The 22,340-nt window shown below is 64.8% G+C and carries 20 protein-coding genes and 3 riboswitches; of the genes, 7 read left to right on the forward strand and 13 right to left on the reverse strand.

Annotated features, from left to right (window positions below; all coding sequences use genetic code 11):
* Nucleotides 1–2: 2 nt before the first annotated feature.
* On the reverse strand, nt 3–1,235 hold the full coding sequence (locus tag ABID44_RS03600) for a saccharopine dehydrogenase family protein (RefSeq protein ID WP_354150313.1): 1,233 nt from the start codon (nt 1,233–1,235) through the stop codon (nt 3–5).
* A gap of 44 nt (nt 1,236–1,279) precedes the next feature.
* Nucleotides 1,280–2,380, reverse strand: coding sequence for a carboxynorspermidine decarboxylase (locus ABID44_RS03605; protein ID WP_354150314.1), 1,101 nt, complete (start codon nt 2,378–2,380; stop codon nt 1,280–1,282).
* Between the two features lie 520 nt (nt 2,381–2,900).
* Between ABID44_RS03605 and rnk the strand changes: the two genes are divergently transcribed.
* Entirely contained in the window at nt 2,901–3,293 is a 393-nt protein-coding gene (gene rnk, locus ABID44_RS03610) for a nucleoside diphosphate kinase regulator (protein WP_354150315.1), read from the forward strand.
* A gap of 221 nt (nt 3,294–3,514) precedes the next feature.
* Nucleotides 3,515–4,033 carry a GreA/GreB family elongation factor gene (locus ABID44_RS03615; protein WP_354150316.1) on the forward strand — a complete coding sequence of 173 codons (519 nt, stop codon included), beginning with the start codon at nt 3,515–3,517 and terminating at the stop codon, nt 4,031–4,033.
* A 15-nt stretch (nt 4,034–4,048) separates the two neighbouring features.
* Here the strand turns inward: ABID44_RS03615 and ABID44_RS03620 are convergent, their stop codons facing one another.
* From ABID44_RS03620 to ABID44_RS03650, 7 genes are read right to left on the reverse strand one after another with little or no spacing between them, the layout of a single operon-like run.
* A complete protein-coding gene (locus tag ABID44_RS03620; RefSeq protein WP_354150317.1) occupies nt 4,049–5,044 on the reverse strand; it encodes a TRAP transporter substrate-binding protein in 996 nt (331 codons plus the stop codon).
* Nucleotides 5,045–5,057: 13 nt separating this feature from the next.
* Nucleotides 5,058–6,878 (reverse strand): TRAP transporter large permease subunit, encoded by a 1,821-nt coding sequence (locus tag ABID44_RS03625; protein ID WP_378226398.1) that lies wholly within the window; start codon nt 6,876–6,878, stop codon nt 5,058–5,060.
* The gene (gene thiD, locus ABID44_RS03630) at nt 6,862–7,659 is read right to left on the reverse strand and encodes a bifunctional hydroxymethylpyrimidine kinase/phosphomethylpyrimidine kinase (protein WP_354150319.1); all 798 of its coding nucleotides are present in this window, start codon (nt 7,657–7,659) and stop codon (nt 6,862–6,864) included. Before thiD ends, ABID44_RS03625 begins: the two co-directional genes overlap by 17 nt.
* Nucleotides 7,656–8,312, reverse strand: a complete 657-nt coding sequence (gene thiE / locus ABID44_RS03635) for a thiamine phosphate synthase (protein WP_354150320.1) — start codon at nt 8,310–8,312, stop codon at nt 7,656–7,658. The genes thiD and thiE overlap by 4 nt, the downstream gene beginning before the upstream one ends.
* Nucleotides 8,299–9,033 (reverse strand): hydroxyethylthiazole kinase, encoded by a 735-nt coding sequence (locus ABID44_RS03640; RefSeq protein WP_354150321.1) that lies wholly within the window; start codon nt 9,031–9,033, stop codon nt 8,299–8,301. The genes thiE and ABID44_RS03640 overlap by 14 nt, the downstream gene beginning before the upstream one ends.
* Nucleotides 9,030–9,968, reverse strand: a complete 939-nt coding sequence (locus ABID44_RS03645) for an ABC transporter substrate-binding protein (protein ID WP_378226400.1) — start codon at nt 9,966–9,968, stop codon at nt 9,030–9,032. Before ABID44_RS03645 ends, ABID44_RS03640 begins: the two co-directional genes overlap by 4 nt.
* Entirely contained in the window at nt 9,965–10,744 is a 780-nt protein-coding gene (locus ABID44_RS03650; protein WP_354150322.1) for an ABC transporter permease, read from the reverse strand. The genes ABID44_RS03645 and ABID44_RS03650 overlap by 4 nt, the downstream gene beginning before the upstream one ends.
* A gap of 120 nt (nt 10,745–10,864) precedes the next feature.
* A riboswitch (TPP riboswitch) is annotated at nt 10,865–10,967 on the reverse strand.
* Between the two features lie 136 nt (nt 10,968–11,103).
* Between ABID44_RS03650 and ABID44_RS03655 the strand changes: the two genes are divergently transcribed.
* The 5 genes from ABID44_RS03655 to metE all read left to right on the forward strand — a co-directional run bounded on the left by ABID44_RS03655 (nt 11,104) and on the right by metE (nt 18,063).
* A complete protein-coding gene (locus ABID44_RS03655) occupies nt 11,104–12,852 on the forward strand; it encodes an alkaline phosphatase (RefSeq protein WP_354150323.1) in 1,749 nt (582 codons plus the stop codon).
* A gap of 86 nt (nt 12,853–12,938) precedes the next feature.
* Complete coding sequence (locus tag ABID44_RS03660; protein WP_354150324.1) at nt 12,939–13,400, forward strand: hypothetical protein; 462 nt, start codon at nt 12,939–12,941, stop codon at nt 13,398–13,400.
* A 2-nt stretch (nt 13,401–13,402) separates the two neighbouring features.
* Nucleotides 13,403–14,068: an ABC transporter ATP-binding protein gene (locus ABID44_RS03665; RefSeq protein ID WP_354150325.1), complete on the forward strand. Its 666-nt coding sequence runs from the start codon at nt 13,403–13,405 to the stop codon at nt 14,066–14,068.
* Between the two features lie 12 nt (nt 14,069–14,080).
* On the forward strand, nt 14,081–15,355 hold the full coding sequence (locus ABID44_RS03670) for an ABC transporter permease (protein WP_354150326.1): 1,275 nt from the start codon (nt 14,081–14,083) through the stop codon (nt 15,353–15,355).
* A 76-nt stretch (nt 15,356–15,431) separates the two neighbouring features.
* Nucleotides 15,432–15,640, forward strand: a riboswitch (cobalamin riboswitch).
* Between the two features lie 95 nt (nt 15,641–15,735).
* Nucleotides 15,736–18,063 carry a 5-methyltetrahydropteroyltriglutamate--homocysteine S-methyltransferase gene (gene metE / locus ABID44_RS03675; protein WP_354150327.1) on the forward strand — a complete coding sequence of 776 codons (2,328 nt, stop codon included), beginning with the start codon at nt 15,736–15,738 and terminating at the stop codon, nt 18,061–18,063.
* A gap of 44 nt (nt 18,064–18,107) precedes the next feature.
* Here the strand turns inward: metE and ABID44_RS03680 are convergent, their stop codons facing one another.
* The 4 genes from ABID44_RS03680 to ABID44_RS03695 all read right to left on the reverse strand — a co-directional run bounded on the left by ABID44_RS03680 (nt 18,108) and on the right by ABID44_RS03695 (nt 22,312).
* Nucleotides 18,108–18,377, reverse strand: coding sequence for a hypothetical protein (locus ABID44_RS03680; protein WP_354150328.1), 270 nt, complete (start codon nt 18,375–18,377; stop codon nt 18,108–18,110).
* 2 nt (nt 18,378–18,379) lie between these two features.
* A complete protein-coding gene (locus ABID44_RS03685; RefSeq protein WP_354150582.1) occupies nt 18,380–19,483 on the reverse strand; it encodes an FAD-binding oxidoreductase in 1,104 nt (367 codons plus the stop codon).
* 19 nt (nt 19,484–19,502) lie between these two features.
* Nucleotides 19,503–20,750: an aromatic ring-hydroxylating oxygenase subunit alpha gene (locus tag ABID44_RS03690; RefSeq protein ID WP_354150329.1), complete on the reverse strand. Its 1,248-nt coding sequence runs from the start codon at nt 20,748–20,750 to the stop codon at nt 19,503–19,505.
* 117 nt (nt 20,751–20,867) lie between these two features.
* Nucleotides 20,868–21,085: riboswitch (cobalamin riboswitch) on the reverse strand.
* 105 nt (nt 21,086–21,190) lie between these two features.
* Nucleotides 21,191–22,312, reverse strand: coding sequence for a ribonucleotide-diphosphate reductase subunit beta (locus ABID44_RS03695; protein WP_354150330.1), 1,122 nt, complete (start codon nt 22,310–22,312; stop codon nt 21,191–21,193).
* Nucleotides 22,313–22,340 lie beyond the last annotated feature (28 nt).

The following is a 22,340-nucleotide window of genomic DNA, read 5'->3' on the forward strand; positions in this document are numbered from 1 at the left end:
TTTTACAGCGCGCGGTCGTCGTCGCCTTCGCGCACGCGGGTCGGCAGGCCGATCCTGCCGAGCAGATCGAGGAACGGGCGCGGCGGCAGCTCTTCCACATTGGCCATCTTCTTCACGTCCCATTCGCCGGTCGCGACCAGCAGGGCGGCGGCCACCGCCGGCACGCCGGCCGTGTAGGAAATGCCCTGCGAGCCCACCTCGTTATAGGCTTCCTTATGATCGGCCACGTTATAGATGAAGACCTCGCGCTCCTTGCCGTCCTTCACGCCCTTGACCAGATCGCCGATGCAGGTCTTGCCGGTGTAGCCGGGGGCCAGCGAGCCCGGATCGGGCAGCACCGCCTTGACCACCTTGAGCGGCACGACTTCCAGCCCTTCCGCTGTTTTCACCGGCTTCTCGGACAGGAGGCCCAGATTGTTCAGAACGGTGAAGACGTTGATGTAGTGGTCGCCGAAACCCATCCAGAAGCGGACATTGGGAACCTTCAGGATCTGCGAGATCGAATGCACCTCGTCATGGCCGGTCATATAGGCCTTCTGCTTGCCGACGACGGGCAGGTCCCACTCCTTGCCGATCTCGAACATCTTGTTCTCGGTCCACTTGTTGTCCTGCCAGGACCACACGCGGCCGGTGAACTCGCGGAAGTTGATCTCGGGGTCGAAATTGGTCGCGAACCAGCGGCCATGGCTGCCGGCGTTGATGTCGATGATGTCGATCGAATCGATGCGATCGAAATAGTCGTCATAGGCAAGCTTCGCATAGGCGTTGACGACGCCCGGATCGAAGCCCGCGCCGAGAATGACGGTGACGCCGGCCTTCTCGGCTTCCTCGCGCCGCTTCCACTCGTAATTGGCGTACCATGGCGGCGCCTCGCACACCTTGGCCGGGTCTTCGTGGATCGCGGTGTCGATATAGGCCGCGCCCGTCTCGATACAGGCCGACATGACCGACATGTTGAGGAAGGCGGAGCCGACATTGATGACGATCTTCGCGTCGGTGCTGGTGATGAGCGCCCTGATCGCCTCGACATCCATGGCGTCGAGCTGGTGCGCCTCGATCACGCCCTCTGTCTTGAGGGCTTTCTTTTCCCGGACGGAGTCCACGATGGACTGGCACTTCGCAAGGGTGCGAGAGGCGATATGGATATCGCCGAACACATCGTTGTTCTGCGCGCACTTATGCGCCACGACCTGCGCCACGCCGCCGGCGCCGATGATGAGCACGTTCTTCTTCATTCCGGGGGATATTTCCTTATGGCTGGAGTTGAAAGGCCCTGTTTCTACGACAGGCTTTGCTCGTAATCCGCGAAGCCGAATTCGCGGACCACCCTGACCGATCCGTCCAGTTCGCGGATCGCGATTGCCGGCATGTTGACGCCGTTGAACCAGTTCTTCTTGACCATGGTGTAGCCGGCCGCATCCTGAATGGAGATGCGGTCGCCGGTCTTCAGTTCGGCCGGGAAGTCGAACTCGCCGAAAATGTCGCCGGCGAGGCATGACTTGCCGCACACCATGTAGCGGTGCGGACCTTCGTTCGGCTTCACCCTGGCGCTTTCGCGATAGATCAGCAGGTCCAGCATATGCGCTTCGATGGAGGAATCCACGATGGCGAGTTGCTTGCCGTTGAACAGCGTGTCCAGAACGGAGACTTCAAGCGTGGTGCTTCGGGTGATCGCGGCCTCGCCGGGCTCGAGATAGACCTGCACGCCGAAGCGGTCGGCGAACGCGCCGAGGCGTTCGCAGAAGGCGTCGAGCGGATAGTCCTCGCCGGTGAAGTGGATGCCGCCGCCGAGGCTGACCCACTCCGCTTGGCTGAGCAGCGACCCGAACTTCTCCTCGATCTGGGACAGCATGCGGTCGAACAGCGAAAAATCCGCGTTCTCGCAATTGTTGTGGATCATGAAGCCGCTGATGCGATCCATGACCTTTTCCACCTCCCCCGCATCCCATTCGCCCAGCCGGCTGTAGGGGCGGGCGGGATCGGCGAGGTCGAAGGACGAAGACGAGACGCCCGGATTGAGGCGCAGGCCGCGCGCGATGTCGCCGGCGCGGTCGCCGAAATGTTGAAGCTGGCCGATGGTGTTGAAGATGATCTTGTTGGCGTGGGAGACGACCTCGTCGATCTCATAGTCGGCATAGGCCACCGAATAGGCGTGGGTCTCGCCGCCGAATTTCTCGCGGCCGAGCCGGACCTCGTAGAGCGAGGAAGAGGTGGTGCCGTCCATGTACTGGCGCATGAAGTCGAACACCGACCATGTGGCGAAGCATTTCAGCGCCAAAAGCGCCTTTGCCCCCGACTTCTCACGGACATAGGCGATCTTCTCCATGTTGCGGAGAAGGCTTGCCTTGTCGATCAGATAGTACGGGGTCTGGATGGTCATTCGGCCTGCTCGCGGAAGTCCGCCCTGAAGGGGGCTTCAAATCGGGATTTCGGGGAAACGCTGTTTGGAACCTTCTCCGCCGCTCCAAGCGGATTGTTCCAGATTCGTTTGAATGGAAAATGACGACCCGGCGACGCGCGATTTCCGGCGTCCGGGCAACACGCCCGCTTACCTCGCGGGCTCCTGTCTGGGTCTAAGGGTCGTCTTCATGCGCGAAAGTTAATGGACCCCCCCCTGAAGTTCAAGTGACATCTTCACGACACGGCCCTGCTTGACAAACGGCCAATATGATCCAAGCTATTGAGCATGAGTACATCGTGGGCCCATATCATGCTTCGGAGTCATCCCTTGATGGGATGCTGACCCGGCTCGGGCCGTTCCCCCGAGACCGGGGGAGTTCCATCTTGAAATTTCACGGTGCAGGACGGCACCAACACCTTCAACCGGAAGGCCCTTAGGCGGAAACCTTCGGGCTCAACATACCGCCCTTGCGGGCGGCAGAGCGAAGACAGAAAACGCCATGCGCAAACCGAGCATCATCATCAGCAAGGCCGATCATGAGCGGCTGACCACACTGGCCAACGGCCTTCTGGAAAAGAAACCGGAAATGGCCGACGCGCTGCTTAACGAGCTCGAGCGCGCCAAGGTGGCGGCTTCCGGCAACGCGCTGAACGGCACGGCGCAGATGGGCGCGACCGTCGACTACGAATCCGACGACGGCAACAAGCGCCGCGTCACGCTGGTCTACCCGGCCGACGCCGACATTGCGCAGGGCAAGATCTCGATCCTGACCCCCATCGGAACGGCGTTGCTCGGCCTCAAGGTCGGCCAGTCCATCGACTGGACCGCCAATGACGGGCGCACGCATCGTCTCACCATCACCTCGGTGGAAGACGTCGTCGAAGCTTCCTGAGGCAGGCCATGCGGCTCGGCTCTGCATGGTTTGAACCGAAAGCGATGAAGGTGCGCGCGCACCTCGTTTGCGGTGCGCCGCACAGGTTCCTCCATCATGCGGGCTGCCTGATCGCAGGCTCCTGACCCCTGGTGCGGCCGGCTCGCATCAGGGGAATGATCCAGAAAGCCATAACGGACTGGCGTCGGAACGGCTCATCCCGTTCCCGCGGGAGATTTGCCATGGTGACGGAGCCTCATTTCCAATTGACGACCAGGGATCATGCGATCCTCCAGGCCATGCTGGAACGGCACGGCGGGCCTCATGACGCCTTTGTGTCGCTCCTCGAACGCAAGGTGCGCGAAAGCACCCTCTATTTCCGCGACGACATCCCCCCGAATGTGGTGACGCTCAACACGCGGCTGGTCTATCTGCTTGACCGTACCCAATGCGGACCGCAGATGATCGTGCAGGAATTGGCGGCCGAAAAGCCCGGAATGCTGTCGCTGCGCACCGTGCGCGGCCTGGCTCTTCTCGGGCTGGCGGAAGGTGCTGTTTTCAGGGTCGAAACCGGAGAGGGGAGCGCTGAACTCCTTCAGGTGCATGAGATCCTGTCCCAGCCCGAAGCGCAGGCGCGCGCCGCCGCCCGGCGAGAGCACAACGTGGTGAGCTTCCGGCCGCGCCGGGCGACGCCGGTTGCGGGCCCCGGCCCCGGTGTCGACTTCGACCCCGACGACGATCCCGGCCCCAGCGCCGCCTGATCGTTCCCGTCGCGATCAGGCGCGGCAGGCGGTGGCGGCCACGGCCTCGATCCGTTCCATGCCGCCGACCTGGCCGGCAAAGCTTTCCCACACTTTGCGCGCCGGTCCCTCCCATGCCGTGCGTTCCGCGACTTCGTGGAATGTCGCGCCGTTTTCCCGGGCGATTTTCATCGAGGTTTTTTCGTCCACCGCCATCAGCGCGTTGAAGTGGCGCGCGCCTTCGATGGCCGCTTTTTGCAGGACGGAGCGTGCTTCCTCGTCCAGCCCGGCCCAGAAACGGCCCGAGAAGACGACTGCGCCGGCGGCGTGGATATGGCCGGTGAGCGTCGTCTGCGGCGCCACTTCGTAAAGCCGGAAACCCGCATAGGCGGATATGGTCAGGTCCATGGTGTCGACATGGCCGGTGGAGAGGGCGTTATAGGTCTCGGTGATCGGCAGCGCGATGGGATGCGCGCCAAAACTTTCCCACAGTTGCGCATGCAAGGGGCTCTGGATGACGCGGATGCGCTTTCCCTTCACGTCATCCGGCGCAAGCAACGGCTCGCGTGACAAAAGATGGCGTGCGCCGTAGTTGACGAAGACGGGGGCGACGATGCCTTCCAGGGCGAGCTTTTCGCTGAGGTCGCCGCCGCAGGTTCCTTCCAGCGCGGCTTCAAGGTGAGCGGCGTCGCGGAACAGGAACGGCAGATCGAAAAGCTGCGTCTGCGGCGCCCATGCGGAAAGGTTGGAGAGCGTCGAAAGGCTGGCCTGGATGGAGCCCAGCCTGACGCCTTCCATCACCTCTTTCTCGCCGCCCAGGGCTGCGTTCGGCACGATGTTGAAGGCGAAGCGTCCGGGCAGTTCGCGCTCCACCTGGTCGCGTATGTGCATCCACACCAGCGTTTCGGGCTTGTCGTCGCCTAGCAGCGAGGCGGCGACGACAGGCGTGGCCGCCTGCGCCCGTTTCAGGGCGGGCATGGCGAGCGGCATGGCGGCGAACCCGGCGAGGAAAGTGCGGCGGTTGATTCGCATGGTGCTGGTCCTTTCAGGAGCGGAGAAGGGCGGCGTGGGCGGCGATGCCCATGCTGATGCACAGGAGCGCCAGAAGAAGCGCGGCGAGATAGGGTTGGGTGGCGGCGAACAGCCGCGTGGCCGGCACGCCGCTGGCGGCGCTGGTGACCTGCACGAGAATGCCGACCGGAGGCGTCAGCCCGCCGATCATCAGGTTGACGACCACCACCACGCCGAATGCGACCGGATCGATGCCGGCGGCGGCGGCGAGCGGCAGCAGGATCGGCGAGAACAACAGGATCGCCGCGCCGATGTCGAGCACGAGACCGACGCCAAGCAGGATGAGATTTGCGGCGAGCATGACCATGAACGGGTTCTCGCCGAGCGACAGTGCAAGGCGGGTCGCCCATGTTCCGACGCCATCTATGGCCAGCAGGAATGCGAGAGGCGTGGCGGCTCCGATCAGCATGGTGATGGCGGCGGTCTCGACGCCGGCCTGTCGCAGCGCGGGGAAGATGCCGGCACGGCCGCCACGGCCCCAAAGCGCCAGCAGGAAGGTGTAGGCGGCGGCGAGTGCGGCCGCTTCGGTGGGGCTGACGACACCAAGGCGGATGCCGGCCACCACGATCAGCCCGAGCCCGAAGACGGGCGCGGCGCGCAGCGCCAACCGCCAGCGCGAGACGCCCGTTTCGGCTGCGGTCTGGCCTTCCATGCCCGCCTTGCAATGGATGGCGATGGCAAGGGCCGCCGCGAGCGCAAGGCCGGCGAACAGCCCGCCCGTCAGCAGAGGCCCCACCGGCAGGTTGGTGGCGGCGGCGAGGATGAAAAAGGCGATGGATGGCGGGATGATGTTGTCGAGAACCGCGGTGGAGGCGATGACGCCTGCGGCCCGCTCCGGCGTGTAGCCCGCCCCCGTCAGCGGCTTCATGAAGGTTTTGGAGCTGAACGCCGCATTGGCGATGGATGAGCCCGACACGCCGGAAAACAGCACGCTGGTCAAAAGCACCGTCTGCCCAAGTCCGGCGCGACGCTTGCCGACCATGGCGGCCGCGAAACGCACCAGATCGCCGGCGGCGCCTGAAATGCTCAGCAAGCCGCCAGCCAGCAGGAAGAAGGGAATGGCGAGCAGAAGATAGCGGCCGACGCCGCCGAGCAGCGAAAGCGCAAGCGCGGATTCCACCAGCGGGCTGCCGAAAGCAAGCGCGATATAAGCTGCAAGCACGAAGGCATGGACGAGCGGTGCGCCGACGACGATGCCGACGCCGATCACGATGAGGGCGGCGAGGCTGGATGGCAGGGTCGCCACCGACAGCCCGGCGAAGACAGTGGCGAGCGTTGCGAACGCAAGCGCCAGGCCCCCCATTAGCAATCTGGTGCGGCCTTCGGCGAAAAGAACCAGAATCCGCATTGCAAACCCGGCAGCACCCGCTGCTGCGAGTGCGGTGGGCCGCAGCCATTCGCCGAGGCCGAGCAGGGCGGAATGTCCACCCACCTCAAGCGCGGCCTTTGCGCCGGCGATAGCCAGCACTGCGCAAGCGGCAAGCGTGAAGGCTTCCGCCGCCGTCTCGCGCAGGGCGGTCCAGGGGCTTTTACGTGTGCGCGGGAAAAGCTCAATCCGCATTGCCAGCGCGCCATGGGCGACCATCGGGAAGCCCAGGCAGACGAGGAGCAGAAGCAGCCACACCATGGCCTCCTCGATGCCGAGGAAACCGCCGCCCAACAGATAGCGTTGCAGGGTGGTCGCCGTCACCGCCGCCAGCATCAGGCCGAGCACGACCCCGCAGGCGTGCCCAAGCGCGCGTTGCAAAAAAGCCGCCCAATGCCCGGCGCGTTTCATCCTAGCGCCACCAGCCATGGAAGTGATGAACCGGACCGCTGCCCTTGCCGATGGCGAGCGCGGCCGCGGCCTGCAATGCTCTATGCAGATACTCCCTGGCTTGCGCCACGGCTTCGGCAAGCGGCAAGCCGCGCGCCAGACCGGCCGTTATGGCCGCCGACAAGGTGCAGCCGGTGCCATGCGTGTTCGGCGTGTCGATGCGAGGACGCGACAGCCGCACCAGCGAATTTCCGTCGAGCAGGAGATCGGTGCTTTCCGGTCCCGTGCCGTGCCCGCCCTTGATCAACACAGCATCCGTGCCGGTGCGCAGAAGGATTTCGGCCTGCGCGATCATCTGCGTCTCGTCCTCGGCCAGTGGCATGCCGCTCAGCAAAGCGGCCTCGGGCAGGTTCGGCGTGATGATGACCGCTTGCGGCAGCAGCTTGGTGCGCAGCGCGTCGATGGCGTCGGGCTGCAACAGGCGGTCGCCCGAGGTGGCGATCATCACCGGATCGATCACCGGCCGCACATGATAGCGGCGCAGGCCATCGGCGATTGCCGTAATGGTGTCGATGCGCGAGACCATGCCGATCTTGGCCGCGCCGATCTCCATGTCGTCGTAGAGCGCGTCGATCTGGGCCGCGATCATGCCGGGGCTGATGTCCTCGACGCCGCGCACGCCTTGCGTGTTCTGGGCGGTGATGGCGGTGATGACGCTGGTTCCGAACACGCCGAGCGCCGAGAAGGTTTTCAGGTCGGCCTGTATGCCGGCCCCGCCGCCGCTGTCGGAGCCGGCTATGGTGAGCGCGATGGCCGTCATGGCCGGCCTCCCGCATCGTCCACCGCCGCGCGCAATTCGCGGGTGGCGGCGGCGATGTCATCGGCGCGGAAGATGGCGGAGATCACCGCGACGCCCGATGCGCCAGCCCGCACGGCTTCGCCCGCGCGCACCGTGTCGATGCCGGCGATGGCCCCGACCGGCAGGCCGGGTTTCGCCGCGCGCATGCGTGCGCGCAGGGTGCGGAAGCCGTCGAGCCCGACCGGCGCATCCGGGTTCTTCTTGGAAAGCGTTTCGAACACGCCGCCGATGCAGGCGTAGTCGATGGGCGCGGCGATGGCCGCGTCGGCGTCCGCCTCGTTCTTCACCGTCAGGCCGATGATAGCGTCGGGTCCGAGCAGGCGGCGCGCGGTTTCGGCGGACATGTCGTCGCGGCCGAGATGCACGCCGTCCGCGCCCCCCGCCAGCGCCACGTCCACGCGGTCGTTGACCAGCAGGGGCACGCCGACGCCGGCGAGGGCGGCGCGGATTGCTTCGGCCTCGGCGATCATCTGCCGCGTCGACGCGTCCTTGTCGCGATACTGGATGATGGTCGCGCCGTTGCGGGCGGCGATGCCGGCCAGAGCGGCCAGTTTTCCCACCGGGCGCAGGCTGCCGTCGATGATGGCGTTGAGCCGGTAATCAACCTTGTTCATGAGCTATCCTTGCATGCTGAAGAATGTGATCGCCGGAGAGGGCGGCCAGAGCGTCGAGCAGGGCAGGCTCGAAGCTGCCCGGACCGGATGCCGTCTTGCCGGCCATTTCGCACGCGACGCCGAAGATGAGCATGGCGGCGCTTGCGGCCATGAACGCATCGGTTTCGATGGCCAGGAAGGCGGCGATGAGGGCCCCCGACAGGCATCCGGTTCCCGTCACCATCGCAGCCAGCGGATGGCCGTTGGCTACCGAGAACGTCGCGCCGTTTTGCGCGATGCGGTCCTGCTTGCCGGTCCTGACCGCTACGACTCCAGCCGGTACGGAAAGCAGGTCGTATTCGGCTGCATTGGCGCGCAGTACCGCGGGGCCGCGCGTCAGCAATTGCTGCGCGAAGGCGGCGCGCGGCGGAGAGTAGTCGCAATGGGCGGGGTCCAGCGCCCATGGCCGCCCCCGTTCGGCCGCAACGCTCACCGCGATGCCGATAGCCTCGCGGCGCTGCGCATCCAGCGTGCCCAGATTGACCAGCAGCGCGTCGGCCCTGGCGACGAAATGCCCGACCTCCTCCGGCGAGGAAGTCATGGAAGGGATCGCGTCCAGCGCTGAAAGCCCATCGGCCACCAGCTTGGGAACCACGCCATTCATCAGGCAATGGACGCGGGGGCGTCGCCGACGCATCCCGTCCAGCAGATCAGACGCCCGCTCGGGAAGGGCCGCGCTCATTGCAGTTCCACCGCGATTTCCTCGACCGCAGGGGCTTTCCTGATCAGCCCGCTTTCCTCAAGGAATGCGCCGAAGCGGGCGTAGCGCGTCTGGTCGAGCGCGGAAGGCCGCTTGGCGAAGCGGGGCAGCGTGTCGATCCAGGCCTGCCGGTTCAGTTCGTCATCGAGGTCCGGATGCGCCTTCACGAACAGATTCCAACCCTCTTCGGGATGGTTGGTGAGGTGGATCGCGCCTTTTTCCACGGCGGCGAGGAAGCGCTTGAGGCGATCGTCCTTGACCAGTTCCGGCCTCGTGATGAAGATCAGTTCGTCATAGACCGGAATGCCGTGCTCCTCGGGGAAGAAGGCGCGACCTTCATGGCCTTCGAGCTTCATCTGGGTCAGCTCGAAATTGCGGTATCCGCCGATGGTGGCGTCCACCTGTCCGCTGATCAGCGACGGCGACAGCGCGAAATTGACATTGACCAGCTCGATCGTGTCCTTGTCCACTCCGGCATTGTCCAGCATGCGGCCGATGATGGCGTCCTCGAAGCCGGAGACGGAGAAGCCGATCTTCTTGCCTTCAAGGTCCTTCAACTCCCTGATCGGGCCATCGGCCAGAACGGTGAGCGTGTTGAGCGGGGTCTCGACCAGCGTGCCGAAACGCACCAGCGAAACGCCGGCGTCATGGTCGAGATAGAGGTTTGGCTGATAGTGGACGCCGATCTCGACCTTGCCGGAGGCGACGGCGCGCGGCACGATCGAAGGGTCGGCCGGCGGCACGAGCTCCACCTCCAGCCCGGCTTCATCGAACAGGCCGAGCTCTTTCGCCACCACCAGCGGCGCGTGGTCGGGATTGACGAACCATTCCAGCATCACGGTGAGCTTGTCGGCGGCGTGGGCTGCGCCTGCCGCGGCGGTGGAGAGCAGGAGCGCGAGCGCGCAGGTGCGGATCATTGCGGTTTCCTTTGTCGGATTGTGGAGGAGAAGTCGTCTTCCCGCGCCCATGGCGTGAGAAGCGGAGCGAGTGCGTCGACGAGCCGGCGCAACGCCAGAGCAAGAATGGCGATGATGCTCATGGCCGCGAACATCGTGTCGGTCTGCATGCGGGCGTTGGCCTGGACCATGACGAACCCGAGCCCGGCCGATGCGCCGACCCACTCGCCGATCACCGCTCCCAGCGGAGCAAGCGGCGCTGCAACCCTGAGGCCGGAAACCAGCGCTGGAAGCGCGAGCGGCATGCGCAGCAGGAACAGCGTCCGGCGGTGGGTGGCCGGGGTGAGCGCGGCGGCGTCGACGATCTCCGGCGGCGTGCGCCGCAGGCCGTCGGCGAAGGCGGAGGCGACGGGGAAGAAGATGATAAGCGCCGTCATCACCACTTTCGAGGCCATGCCGAAGCCGAACCACAGAACCAGCAAGGGCGCGATGACGAAGACCGGAAAGGCCTGCAGCACCAGCACCACCGGCCAGATTGCCCGCCCGAGGCGCGGAAACAGAGCCACGGCAAGCGCGGTGGCGATGCCGGCGAGCGCGCCCGCCACGAAGCCGGCGGCGATCTCGGCCAGCGTCACGAGCGTGTTGTCGAGAAGATAGAGCGGCTGCCGACGAAAAGCGGCCGCCACGTCGAGCGGCGCCGGCAATATGTAGCGTGGCGGGGCGAAGGCGACGACGATCACCTGCCATGAGGCCAGCAGCACAAGAGCGGTGCGCAACGCTGCCGGGACAGCCGACATGGCTCCGCCCTCCTAGAAGGAGCGTGGCGTCGGCGGGCGGACTTTGGATTTGAACGTCATGGCGATCTCCCGACTTGTCATCATGGAGATCCAGGTGTGCGAAGAATTGGCAGGATTGCCCGAAGGCCCTTGTTCCGTTCCTACGCCGGCATAACCCGGATCAGGTTCAAGGGTCTGGCTCATCGCCATCTCAGCGCCGTACAGCGCTCCCCTCGGAATGAAGCCATCTATGTTGCAGGTCGCCGGTGCTGTCAAGCACGCCGGGCAGCTTTGTCATCAACCTGTCCGGGACCTGTCATCGCGTTGTAATGTGCCGGGCCTAGCTAGCGGGCTCTTTCGACGCTTACGGAGAACCCGACATGCGAAGCCTGCTCGCCATCCTGACCGCAACCACCATACTGGTCCCGGCCGTCGCCGGCGCCGCCACGGTCTACCCGCTTGACCGCGCTACGATCCTCACCGCTTCGCCCTTCGACGTTAAGGTGGAGTTCGACGGCGTCGTCGCCGGCTCCGACGTCAGCGTCACCATCAATGGCAAGCCGGCCGCTGAAGTGCTCGGCAAGGAAGCCACCTTCATCGAGAAGGAAGACGGCGTTGAGGCTTCCGCCGTGCGTCTTGAAGGCGTCACGATCACGGAACCCGGCGTCTACACCGTCATCGCCAGGGCCGGCGATGAGGAAAAGACCGTGATGTGGGAAGTTTACGGCACCGCTGACGAGCCCAGAGCCAAGAACGTGATCTTCCTGATCGCCGACGGTCTTTCGGTCGCGCACCGCACCGCCGCCCGCATCATGTCCAAGGGCATGACCGAGGGCAAGGCCAATGGCCGCCTCAACATGGACGAACTGGACCGCATGGCCTTCATCGGCACCTCGTCCACCGAAGCCGTCGCCACCGACAGCGCCAACACCATGTCGGCCTATATGACCGGCCACAAGAGCGCGGTGAACGCGATCGGCGTCTATGCCGACCGCACCGAAGATCCGTTCGACGATCCGAAGGTCGAGACGCTGGTCGAGGCGCTCCGCCGCCAGACCTCGAAGTCGGTCGGCATCGTCACCACTTCCGAACTTCAGGATGCGACGCCTGCCGCGCTCTTCGCCCACACCCGCCGCCGCGCCGAGAAGGCCGCCATCAACAACCAGATCTTCGACCTGAAGCCCGATGTGATCTTCGGCGGCGGATCGGCCTATTTCCTGCCGCAGTCGGTTGCCGGCTCCAAGCGCAAGGACGACACCGACCATATCGAGGGCTTCAGGGAAGCAGGCTATACGCTGGCCACCACCAAGGGTGAGCTGGAGGCGGCAGCCGGCTCCAACACCGGCAAGGTGCTCGGCCTGTTCCATACCGGCAACATGGACACCACGCTCGACCGCGAGTTCCTGAAGAAGGGCACCGTGGAGAAGTTCCCCGAGCAGCCCGGTCTGGTCGACATGACGAAAGCCGCTCTCGGCCAGCTTTCGAAGAACGCGGAAGGCTTCGTGCTGGTTGTCGAGGCCGCCAATGTCGACAAGATGTCCCATCCGCTCGACTGGGATCGCGCCGTGGTCGACACCATCGAGTTCGACAAGGCCATCGGCGTCGCCCGCGAGTTTGCCGAGCAGAACCCCGATACGCTGATCGTCGTCACCGGCGACCACACCCATGGCGTCTCGATCATCGGTACGGTCGATGACGAGAAGCCGGGCGACGATATGCGCGAGAAGGTCGGCACCTATGCCGATGCCGGCTTCCCGAACTATGTCGACTCGGATGGCGACGGCTATCCCGACAGCGTCGATGTCTCGCGCCGCCTGTTCCTGGCGGCCAACAACGGCCCCGACCACTACGAGACCTTCCGTCCGAAACTCGACGGCCCGTTCGTTCCGGCCATTCAGGATGAGAACAAGAAATACATCGCCAACGAGGCCTACAAGGACGTTCCCGGCGCTGTTCTGGTGCAGGGCAACATCCCGCGCGACGGCGACACCGGCGTCCATGCCGTGGACGACGTGGTGCTTCAGGCTACCGGCCCCGGCTCGGAGAACTTCAAGGGCTATATGGAGCAGAGCGACGTCTACCGTGTGCTGGCCGACGCTCTGGCGCTGGGCGCAAAGCAGACGCAGTAAGCGCCTCGCCATCGGGAAACAGGCCCGGAGAAGCTCCGGGCCTGCATCCGTTTCCGTTCCGCGCAGGCTTTGCAAAGGAGGCTGCAATGAATTCCCGCAAGATCCGACGCCGGCAGATGCTGGGTATGGTGGGCGGCGCGGTGCTTTCGCTCGCCGCTTCGCGCCCCGCCCATGCGGCCGCCGACATGATTTCTTTCGACGAGTTGTATGGCAAGGTCAGCGTTCTCGGCCTCACCTTCTCCGACAAGGTGAAGGCGCTGGAAGGCAGGTCCGTGGTCATGCGCGGCTTCATGGCCCCGCCGCTCAAGGCCGAAGCCGATTTCTTCGTGCTCACCGAAATTCCCTTGGCGCTCTGTCCCTTCTGTTCCTCGGATGCGGATTGGCCGGACGACATCATCGTGGTCTATCTCGACCGGGCGCAGACCTTCGAGCAGGCCAACGGCATCATCGAGGTTTCGGGCAAGCTCGAGGTCGGCTCCTGGACCGACCCCGAGACCGGTTTCGTCAGCCTGCTGCGCATCGTCGGCGCTGATTTCCGGAGGGTCTGAACGTGCTGGCGCTTTCCGTCGACGGCCTGCAGGTGCGCTATCCGGGATTGCCGGTTCCGGCGCTCGATCTGCCTTCGCTCAGCCTCGCTGCGGGCGAAACGGCGGCGCTTGTCGGCCCCTCGGGTTCTGGCAAGACGACCTTCATCAACATCGTCACCGGCATGGAGCGGGCCGGCTCGGGGCGCGTTGCATGGAATGACGAAAACATTGCCGGATTGCCGGAAGGCGGGCGCGACCGCTGGCGTGCCCGCAATGTGGGTCTCGTCATGCAGGACTTTCATCTCTTTCCCGGTCTGTCCGCCGAGGCGAATGTGCTGCTGCCCCAGCGCCTGTCGCACCTGCGCCTGCCGGCGGGGATGCAGCCGCGGGCCCGGGAATTGCTCGCAAGGGTGGGGATCGAGCGTCCGGAGCAGCTTGTCGGCACCATGTCGCGCGGTCAGATGCAGCGCGTGGCGGTTGCCCGCTCGCTGGTCGGCAGGCCCGGCCTGATCGTGGCCGACGAGCCGACCGCCAGCCTCGATGCCGAATCCGGCGCTGCCGTCGCCAACCTGCTGGTCGAACTGGCACAGGAGGCCGGCTCGACGCTGATCGTTGCCAGCCATGACGGCAGGCTTATCGAACGCATGGGCCGCACCTTGCGGCTGGAGAACGGCCGCCTGGCGGCCTGAGCGGAGAAAGAAGTGTTCCATTTCATTCTTGCCGACCTTCGCCGCAACTGGATCGGCGCGCTGATCCTCGCCCTGCTGATCGCGCTGGCGACGGCGCTCGGCGTATCCGTCACGCTGCAGGAGCGCGCATTGCGGCTGGGCAGCGCGCGTGCCGCGGCCGCCTTCGATCTGGTCGTCGGCGCTGCGGGTTCGGAAACGCAGCTCATCCTGTCGTCGATCTTTCTGCAACCCGCACCGCTGCCGCTGCTGCCGCCTGAAACGCTGGCTGCGCTTCGGGCCGATCCGCGCGTGGAAAATGCCGTTCCCGTCGGCTTCGGCGATTTCGTGGCCGGTTATCCGATCGTGGGCACGACCTCCGACGCGGTTGAGATGCTTGGCGGGCTGGGCGAGGGCGAAGGGTTCAGCCACATGGGCGACGCCATCGTCGGCGCGCAGGTCAGCCGCGCCATCGGCGACAGCTTCCATCCCTTCCACGGGGCGGTCGGCGAAGCCGGCGAGGTGCACTCGCATGTGGAGTACCGGGTGGTCGGCCGCATGGCGCCTACGGGAACGCCGTGGGACCGGGCCATCCTCGTGCCGATCCAGTCGGTGTGGGCCACCCACGCCAATCACGATCACGATCATGGTCATGAGCCGGAGCAGACGGCAGGGCTGGCCGCTGTGGCCAGCGTTCCCCACGATCATGGCCATGACCACGGCCCGGGCTTCGCCGGCGAAGCGGTCGATGAATCCGAATTGCTGCACACTGACAATCCCGGGGTGCCTGCGATTCTCGTGAAGCCGAAGAGCATTGCCGACGCCTACAATCTGCGCCAGCAGTACCGCACGGAAACCACACTGGCCGTCTTTCCCGGTGAAGTGCTGACAAGGCTTTACGGCACCCTGGGCGACGCCCGCCGTATCCTCGGCTTCGTGGCGATGGGCGCGCAGGCGCTGGTCGGGGCGGCGATCCTTATGGTGGTGGCCGTTCACGTGCTCCAGCGCCGCCGCCAGATCGGCGCGCTGAGGGCCTTCGGCGCACCGCGCCCGGTGGTGATGGGCATGGTCTGGACGGAGGTCTTCATCCTTGTCGCGGCCGGTGTGATCTGCGGGTTCGCCATCGGCTATGCGATCGTGCGGGCCATATCCGGCTATCTGGCCAGAAACAGCGGCGTGGCCATGCCGGTGGAGTTCCAGGCGGCGGACCTGTGGACGCTGCTCTTCCTGCTCGTTGCCTGCGCGGCAGCGACCCTGCTTCCCGCGCTCATCGCTTATCGCCAGACCCCGGCGCAGGCGTTGCGATCCTGATAGGAAAAATCCGAAAAGATCAGATCACGATATAAACATTTCTTTATGTGATATTGACAGCGGTGACTGAAACCACGACACTGCGCCTCGTCGTGGTTCTTCGGGGTATTTTACGCCCTGAAGCTAAGAGGGAAGCCGGTGCCTTTGAAAGGAAAGCCGGCGCTGCCCCCGCAACTGTAGGCGGAGAGCCTGCGTCCATCCATGTCACTGGGGTGAAAGCCCCGGGAAGACGGGCGCAGGCGATGACCCGTGAGCCAGGAGACCTGCCATGACAGAAAACGTCCACGGGCGGGGTGTCCCGATGGCCGCGGTGCGTCTGCTTTCCCGGCGGGCGACGACGGCTGTTCTGGTCACCACGCTCCAACCATCGGGGTTATGGAATGGCTATCTCGACAGTTCCCGTCGCAACGCTTGGCGTGCCGCGTATCGGCCGCCGTCGCGAACTCAAGTTCGCTCTCGAAAACTACTGGGCTGGCAAGGATACCGCCGAATCGCTGCTTGAAACGGCAAAGCGCCTGCGCGCCGAAAACTGGCGCCAGCAACGCGACAAGGGGGTGACGCGCATCCCCTCGAACGATTTCTCGCTCTACGACCATGTGCTCGACACGGCCGTCATGATCGGGGCGATCCCTCAGCGCTACGGCTGGACGGGCGGCGAGGTGCCGCTCGACACCTATTTCGCCATGGCGCGGGGCAGCCAGGGCGATGCGGGTTGCGGCCATCCGGGCCATGTCCACAGCACCTCTGCGCTGGAAATGACCAAGTGGTTCGACACCAACTATCACTACATGGTGCCGGAACTTGCGCCCGAACAGCAGTTCGTGCTTGCCACCGCCAAGCCTGTCGACCATTTCCTTGAAGCGAAGGAACTGGGCATCCACACCCGCCCGGTCATCCTCGGGCCTGTCACGTTCCTCCGGCTCGCCAAATCGCGCGGCGAGGAGTTCGACCTGTTGTCGCTGCTGCCCAAGCTGCTGCCGGTCTATTCGGAACTGCTCGGCCGTCTGTACAAGGCCGGCGCCGACTGGGTGCAGATCGACGAGCCGTGCCTTGTCCTCGATCTCGATGACGGTGAGCGTGCCGCGCTGGAAACGGCTTATCGCCATTTCTCCGAGGAGGTGCCAGCGCTCGGCATCATGCTCGCCACCTATTTCGGCGCGCTCGGTGACAATCTGGACCTCGCCCTGTCGCTGCCGGTCTCGGGCCTGCATATCGATCTGGTGCGCGCGCCGGAGCAGCTTGAGCAGGTGGCACGGCTGGCGCCGAAGAATCTGGTGCTGTCGCTCGGGCTGATCGATGGTCGTAACGTCTGGCGTGCCGACCTCACCGCCGCACTCGATTACCTGAAGCCGCTGGTCTGCGGCTGGCCGCTCGACCGCATCGAGATCGCCCCGTCCTGCTCGCTTCTGCATGTGCCGGTCGATCTGGAGCTGGAGACCGCGCTCGATGCGGAACTGAAGTCGTGGCTCGCCTTCGCCACGCAAAAGCTCGATGAGCTCGTGCTTCTGGGTCGGGCATTGTCCGGGGGGCGCGGCGAGGTTGCCGAAGCGCTTCAGGCCAGCGCCGATGCCATCGCCTCGCGCCGCAAATCGCTCCGCGTCCACGATCCGCTGGTCGAGGGCAGGCTGGCCGCTGTGGATGACGCCATGGCACGCCGCAAGAGCGCCTTTGCCGAACGACGCCGCAAGCAGGGCGAGAAGCTGAACCTGCCGAGCTTCCCCACCACCACCATCGGTTCCTTCCCCCAGACGGCCGAGGTGCGCAAGGCCCGCTCCGCCCATGCGAAGGGCGAACTCAGCTTTGCCGATTACGAAGCCTTCCTGCGCAAGCAGACCGAGGCCGCCATTCGCTGGCAGGAGGAAATCGGGCTCGACGTGCTGGTTCACGGCGAGTTCGAGCGCAACGACATGGTGCAGTATTTCGGCGAGCACCTTTCGGGCTTCGCCTTCACGCAGGCCGGCTGGGTGCAGAGCTACGGCTCGCGCTACGTGCGCCCTCCGATCATCTTCGGTGATGTCTCGCGGCCCAACCCGATGACCGTGCGCTGGTGGCAATATGCGCAGTCGCTGACCGACAGGCCGGTCAAGGGCATGCTCACCGGTCCGGTGACGATCCTCAACTGGTCCTTCGTGCGCAACGACATCCCGCGTTCGGAAACCTGCCGCCAGATCGCGCTCGCCATTCGCGACGAGGTGGTCGATCTGGAAAAGGCGGGCGCGGTCATGATCCAGATCGATGAGGCGGCCCTGCGCGAAGGCTTGCCGCTGCGCAAGGCGGACTGGAAGGCCTATCTCGACTGGGCGGTCGGCGGCTTCCGGCTGGCGTCTTCGGGCGTGGGGGATTCGACCCAGATACACACCCATATGTGCTATTCGGAGTTCAACGACATCATCGACGCCATCGCCGCGATGGATGCCGACGTCATCTCCATCGAGACCTCGCGCTCGCGCATGGAACTGCTCGATGCGTTCAGCAACTACAAATATCCGAACGAGATCGGGCCGGGCGTCTACGACATCCATTCGCCGCGCGTGCCGCATACCGGCGAGATGACCGACCTCATCAAGCTGGCCCGCAAGCGGCTGGCCGACAGCCAGATCTGGATCAATCCCGATTGCGGCCTCAAGACCCGCAAATGGGAAGAGGTCAGGCCGGCTCTGGTCAACATGGTGGCGGCCGCCCGCGAATTGCGGGCGCTGGCCGGTTGATCGCCTTGCCTGTCGCCGATTTGCGGCGGCAGGCAACCTGTGGGTCAAAGGCTGGCGGAAGGCTTCGGCCAGTTTCCCTTGCCGGCTACGGCGACCAGCAGCGCGCGCAGGCAGCGCACGTCCGGATGCAGCGTCGGGCGGCTGTCGATCAGTTCGATCTGGCGGCGCGCCTCGTCTTCGAGGCAGGCATGCGGCGGCACCGACATCAGCCAGTCGACGAACACTTCTTCGGGCGGCGGCAGCGGCGAGATTTTCGCCGCCGTTTGCCGGTCGAGTGGTTGTGGGAGGGCGACGGCCGCCTCGTCTTTTTCCATGGTCAGGCTTCGATCTCGAGGTCGCAGAGGGGTTTGGAGCAGCAGGCGAGGATGAAGCCGTCGGCGATCTCGTCGTCGAGTATGCCGCCATTGTGGTTCATCTCGACCTCGCCGGACAGTTTCTTCACCTTGCAGGTGCCGCACAGACCGAACTCGCAGGCCGCCGAAATCCGCACGCCGCTGGCGCGCGCCGCCTGAAGAACGGTCTGGCCGGGAAGGCATTCGCCCTCCACATCGGAAAGGCTGAAGCGCACCGGCACGGTTGCGGCGGGCGCCGTGCCCGCGTCCGCATTGGCGGGCAGTTCGGGGAAGGCGGCGGGCGCGGGCTCGACCGGCGGCGCGCCGAAGCTTTCCTGATGGTAGAACGCCATATCGAAGCCGGCGGCCTGCAACATCTCGCGCACCGCCCGCATGAACGGTTCGGGGCCGCAGCAAAACACTTCGCGCTCGCGGAAGTCGGGCGACAGAAGCGGCAGGCGCACGGCGTCGATGCGGCCCATATGGCCGAACCAGCTTTCGCGCGACGAGCGTTCCTCGATCAGGAACGACAGCGAAAGGCCGGGCATGCGCGAGCCCAGCAACTCAAGCTCCTTGCGGAAGATGATTTCTTCCGGCCGCCTCGCGCAGTTGACGAAGGACACGTCCGTGCCCGGCGCGCAGTCGTTCAGCCAGCGCAGCATCGACATCACCGGCGTGATGCCGGAGCCGGCCGAGATGAACAGATATTTGGCGGCCGGATGGTTGTGGTGGGTGAATTCGCCGCCCGGCCCGAACGCTTTCAGCCGCGCGCCGACACCCAGATTGTCGAACATCCAGCGGGCGCCCACGCTGCCCGGCTGCGCCTTCACCGTCACCGCGATGGAGAAGGGGCGCGATGGCGACGACGACAGCGTGTAGGTGCGCATGAGCGGCCCGTCGTCCACGGGCAATTCGAGCGTTATGAACTGGCCCGGCTTGTAGCGGAACCATGTCTGCGCATCGGACCGGAAGGTGAAGGTCTTCACCTCCGGCGTCTCGTCCGCGATGCCGATCACCTCCAGAACCTGAAGGCGATCGTTCCACGGGGCCATCTCGTCCAGATGGCGGTAGAGCCCGGGATCGGTCATGGCGTTCATCGGCTTCTCCTCAGGCGACGTTCTTCAGCCTGGGCTTTTCACCCTCGCAAAGCCGTGGCTCCATGAAGTGCGCATACCATTCCACGAACTGGATCACGCCCCCTTCATGCAGTTCCGAATAGGGGCCGGGCTCATAGGCCGGCGAGCGGATGCCGAAGGCGTTCTCCTCCACAATGCGGCGGTCCTGATCATTGGTCTCCGTCCACACATGGATGAGTTCCTCCAGATCGTAGTCGACGCCTTCGACCGCATCCTTGTGGACCAGCCATTTGGTGGTGACGGCGGTCTCTTCAGGGCCAAGCGGGATGACGCGGAAGGTCACGGCATGGTCGATCAGCACATGGTTCCATGTGGCGGGGTAGTGATAGAGCATCAGCGTGCCGATACGATCGGCGCTGACCTGATCGGAAAGATTGCGCTTCACCGAGGGCTTGCCGGTCATGGTGTAGCTCACCGCGTCGCGCAGCAGCGGCGCGCGGGTGGCGCGGAACTGTCCGGCCTCGTCGATGCGGAAGCGCGCTGGCAGGCCCGCCGCCTCGCATTTTTCCCAGTGCTCCACCATCTCCGGATCGCTCTCGGCACCATTGACGCCGGTGACGCTGGGCGCTTCCGGGAAGGTCTTGCACAGTTCCGGATGGTTGCCCGCGCAGTGGTAGCATTCGCGGTTGTTCTCCCACACCAGCTTCCAGTTGGCCTTCTCGACGATGGTCGATTCATAGGCGATCTTCGCCTCGGAAAGCTTGTGCGGTGCGAAATAGGGCTCCATCAGCATGCGGAACGGCTCGAAATCGGCCGGCTCGTCCGCAAGGCAGATGAAAATGTAGCCAGCGACGCTCTCGCAGGCGATGGGCTTGAGCGAATGGGCGGACGGGTCGAAATCCTCGGCCATCTGGCGGGCGAAGAGCAGCCTGCCGTCGAGGTCGTAGGTCCACTGGTGATAGGGGCAGACCAGCCGCGCAGAGGTGCCTTTCGGCGTCGTGCATACGCGGCTTCCGCGGTGGCGGCAGGAATTGTGGAAGGCTCTGATCCTGCCTTCGCGGTCGCGCACGATCACGATCGGGTAGGAGCCGACCTGCACGGTGAAGAAGCTTCCCGGCTTCGCCACCTCGCAATCATGGCCGATGAAGAGCCAGTCCCGATACCAGATCAGCTCCATGTCGAGCCTGAAGAAATCGGGATCGGTGTAGAAGGGCTGCTCCAGCGACCAGCCGTGCCTGCGGGCGCGGATCAGCGTGAGCATTTCGTTACGGGCGTCCATGTCCTGTCCTCGCTAAAGGACTGAACTTGGTGGTGATTTGGGGAAGGAACGGCAACCGCCGACGCCGGCGGCCGGGTCGTACGCCATTCGCTCCTTGACCGCCCACCGCGATCAGTCGAGACCAACGTGCTCAAGGCTGGTTTCCGGGCTCCGGAGCGTCCCGTAAAGGACCGCCTCGACACCTTCCCGGGGGCATCTCCCCAGTGGTTCACCGTCGAGGTTTGCGCTCCGCCACCGTTGCGGGGGCAGCGCCGGACTTCCTCTTGCGAGGGCGCCGGCTTCCCAATTCTCCCTTCCGCACGAGGCGGTCGGGCACCTTAAGCATATTGATGTGAACACCATTCGCGGTGGCGAGGAGCATGAGAAAGCGACATCGCCCCGGCGCAAAGACGACAGGCGATGCCGTGACGCGTGAACCTGCCGTCCCACGGCGATCCAGGTCAGTCCCAGGCCAGCGCGCCGCCGTTCTGGTACTCGATGACGCGGGTCTCGAAGAAGTTCTTTTCCTTCTTCAGATCCATGGTTTCGCTCATCCATGGGAACGGGTTTTCGGTCTCGGCGAAGACCGGCGCGAGGCCGAGCTGGGCGCAGCGGCGGTTGGCGATGAAGTGCATGTATTGCTCGCACAGCGCCGCGTTGAGGCCGAGGAATCCACGCGGCATCGTATCGCGGCCATAGGCGGCTTCCAGTTCGGCTGCGTCGAGGATCATGCCGCGCACCTCGTCCTGGAACGCCTTGGTCCACAGGTGCGGGTTTTCCAGCTTGATCTGGTTGATGACGTCGACGCCGAAATTCAGGTGAATCGATTCGTCGCGCAGGATGTACTGGTACTGTTCGGCGATGCCGACCATCTTGTTGCGGCGGCCGAGCGACAGGATCTGCGCGAAGCCGGTGTAGAACCACATGCCCTCGAAGATGACGTAGAAGGCGACAAGGTCGCGCAGGAAGGATTGATCGGCATCCGGCGTGCCGGTCTTGAAGTCGGGATTGTCGAGGTTCTGCGTGTGCTTCAGCGCCCATTCGGCTTTGTCGGTGATCGACGGCACCTCGCGGTACATGTTGAACAGCTCGCCTTCATCGAGGGCGAGGCTTTCCACGATGTACTGGAAAGTGTGGGTATGGATCGCCTCCTCGAAAGCCTGACGCAGCAGATATTGCCGGCATTCGGGATTGGTCAGATGGCGGTAGATGGCGAGCACGATATTGTTCGCCACCAGCGATTCGGAAGCCGCGAAGAAACCGAGATTGCGCTTGAGCATGCGCCGCTCGTCTTCCGTCAGCCCATCCTTCGACTTCCACAGCGCGATGTCGGCCTGCATCGACACCTCGGTCGGCATCCAGTGATTGTTGCAGCCGGAGAGGTACTTTTCCCATGCCCAGCGATACTTCAGCGGCAAGAGCTGGTTCACGTCGGCACGGGCGTTGATCATGCGCTTTTCATCGACGGTCACGCGCGCGGCGCCCCGCTCGATTTCGCCAAGGCCGGTGGCGTCGCCGGCAGGCGCATCCTTGCCCGGAAGCGGGATTGAAGGGTTGTTTTTGGGTTCGGACCAGTCGAGCATCTCATTCTCCGGTTAGGCTTGGCGCACC

Source organism: Aquamicrobium ahrensii (assembly GCF_040545755.1).
In the GTDB taxonomy this organism is placed as follows: Bacteria; Pseudomonadota; Alphaproteobacteria; order Rhizobiales; family Rhizobiaceae; genus Mesorhizobium; species Mesorhizobium ahrensii.

What these genes read in the sequence shown, in the direction of transcription:
- metE (WP_354150327.1), top strand. Translation starts at nt 15,736, where the DNA reads ATGGCTATCTCGACAGTTCCCGTCGCAACGCTTGGCGTGCCGCGTATC.
- ABID44_RS03600 (WP_354150313.1), bottom strand. Translation starts at nt 1,235, where the DNA reads ATGAAGAAGAACGTGCTCATCATCGGCGCCGGCGGCGTGGCGCAGGTC.
- thiE (WP_354150320.1), bottom strand. Translation starts at nt 8,312, where the DNA reads ATGAACAAGGTTGATTACCGGCTCAACGCCATCATCGACGGCAGCCTG.
- ABID44_RS03660 (WP_354150324.1), top strand. Translation starts at nt 12,939, where the DNA reads ATGAATTCCCGCAAGATCCGACGCCGGCAGATGCTGGGTATGGTGGGC.
- thiD (WP_354150319.1), bottom strand. Translation starts at nt 7,659, where the DNA reads ATGACGGCCATCGCGCTCACCATAGCCGGCTCCGACAGCGGCGGCGGG.
- ABID44_RS03685 (WP_354150582.1), bottom strand. Translation starts at nt 19,483, where the DNA reads ATGACCGATCCCGGGCTCTACCGCCATCTGGACGAGATGGCCCCGTGG.
- ABID44_RS03655 (WP_354150323.1), top strand. Translation starts at nt 11,104, where the DNA reads ATGCGAAGCCTGCTCGCCATCCTGACCGCAACCACCATACTGGTCCCG.
- ABID44_RS03690 (WP_354150329.1), bottom strand. Translation starts at nt 20,750, where the DNA reads ATGGACGCCCGTAACGAAATGCTCACGCTGATCCGCGCCCGCAGGCAC.
- ABID44_RS03695 (WP_354150330.1), bottom strand. Translation starts at nt 22,312, where the DNA reads ATGCTCGACTGGTCCGAACCCAAAAACAACCCTTCAATCCCGCTTCCG.
- ABID44_RS03640 (WP_354150321.1), bottom strand. Translation starts at nt 9,033, where the DNA reads ATGAGCGCGGCCCTTCCCGAGCGGGCGTCTGATCTGCTGGACGGGATG.
- ABID44_RS03680 (WP_354150328.1), bottom strand. Translation starts at nt 18,377, where the DNA reads ATGGAAAAAGACGAGGCGGCCGTCGCCCTCCCACAACCACTCGACCGG.
- ABID44_RS03605 (WP_354150314.1), bottom strand. Translation starts at nt 2,380, where the DNA reads ATGACCATCCAGACCCCGTACTATCTGATCGACAAGGCAAGCCTTCTC.
- ABID44_RS03650 (WP_354150322.1), bottom strand. Translation starts at nt 10,744, where the DNA reads ATGTCGGCTGTCCCGGCAGCGTTGCGCACCGCTCTTGTGCTGCTGGCC.
- ABID44_RS03620 (WP_354150317.1), bottom strand. Translation starts at nt 5,044, where the DNA reads ATGCGAATCAACCGCCGCACTTTCCTCGCCGGGTTCGCCGCCATGCCG.
- ABID44_RS03615 (WP_354150316.1), top strand. Translation starts at nt 3,515, where the DNA reads ATGGTGACGGAGCCTCATTTCCAATTGACGACCAGGGATCATGCGATC.
- ABID44_RS03625 (WP_378226398.1), bottom strand. Translation starts at nt 6,878, where the DNA reads ATGGCTGGTGGCGCTAGGATGAAACGCGCCGGGCATTGGGCGGCTTTT.
- rnk (WP_354150315.1), top strand. Translation starts at nt 2,901, where the DNA reads ATGCGCAAACCGAGCATCATCATCAGCAAGGCCGATCATGAGCGGCTG.
- ABID44_RS03645 (WP_378226400.1), bottom strand. Translation starts at nt 9,968, where the DNA reads ATGATCCGCACCTGCGCGCTCGCGCTCCTGCTCTCCACCGCCGCGGCA.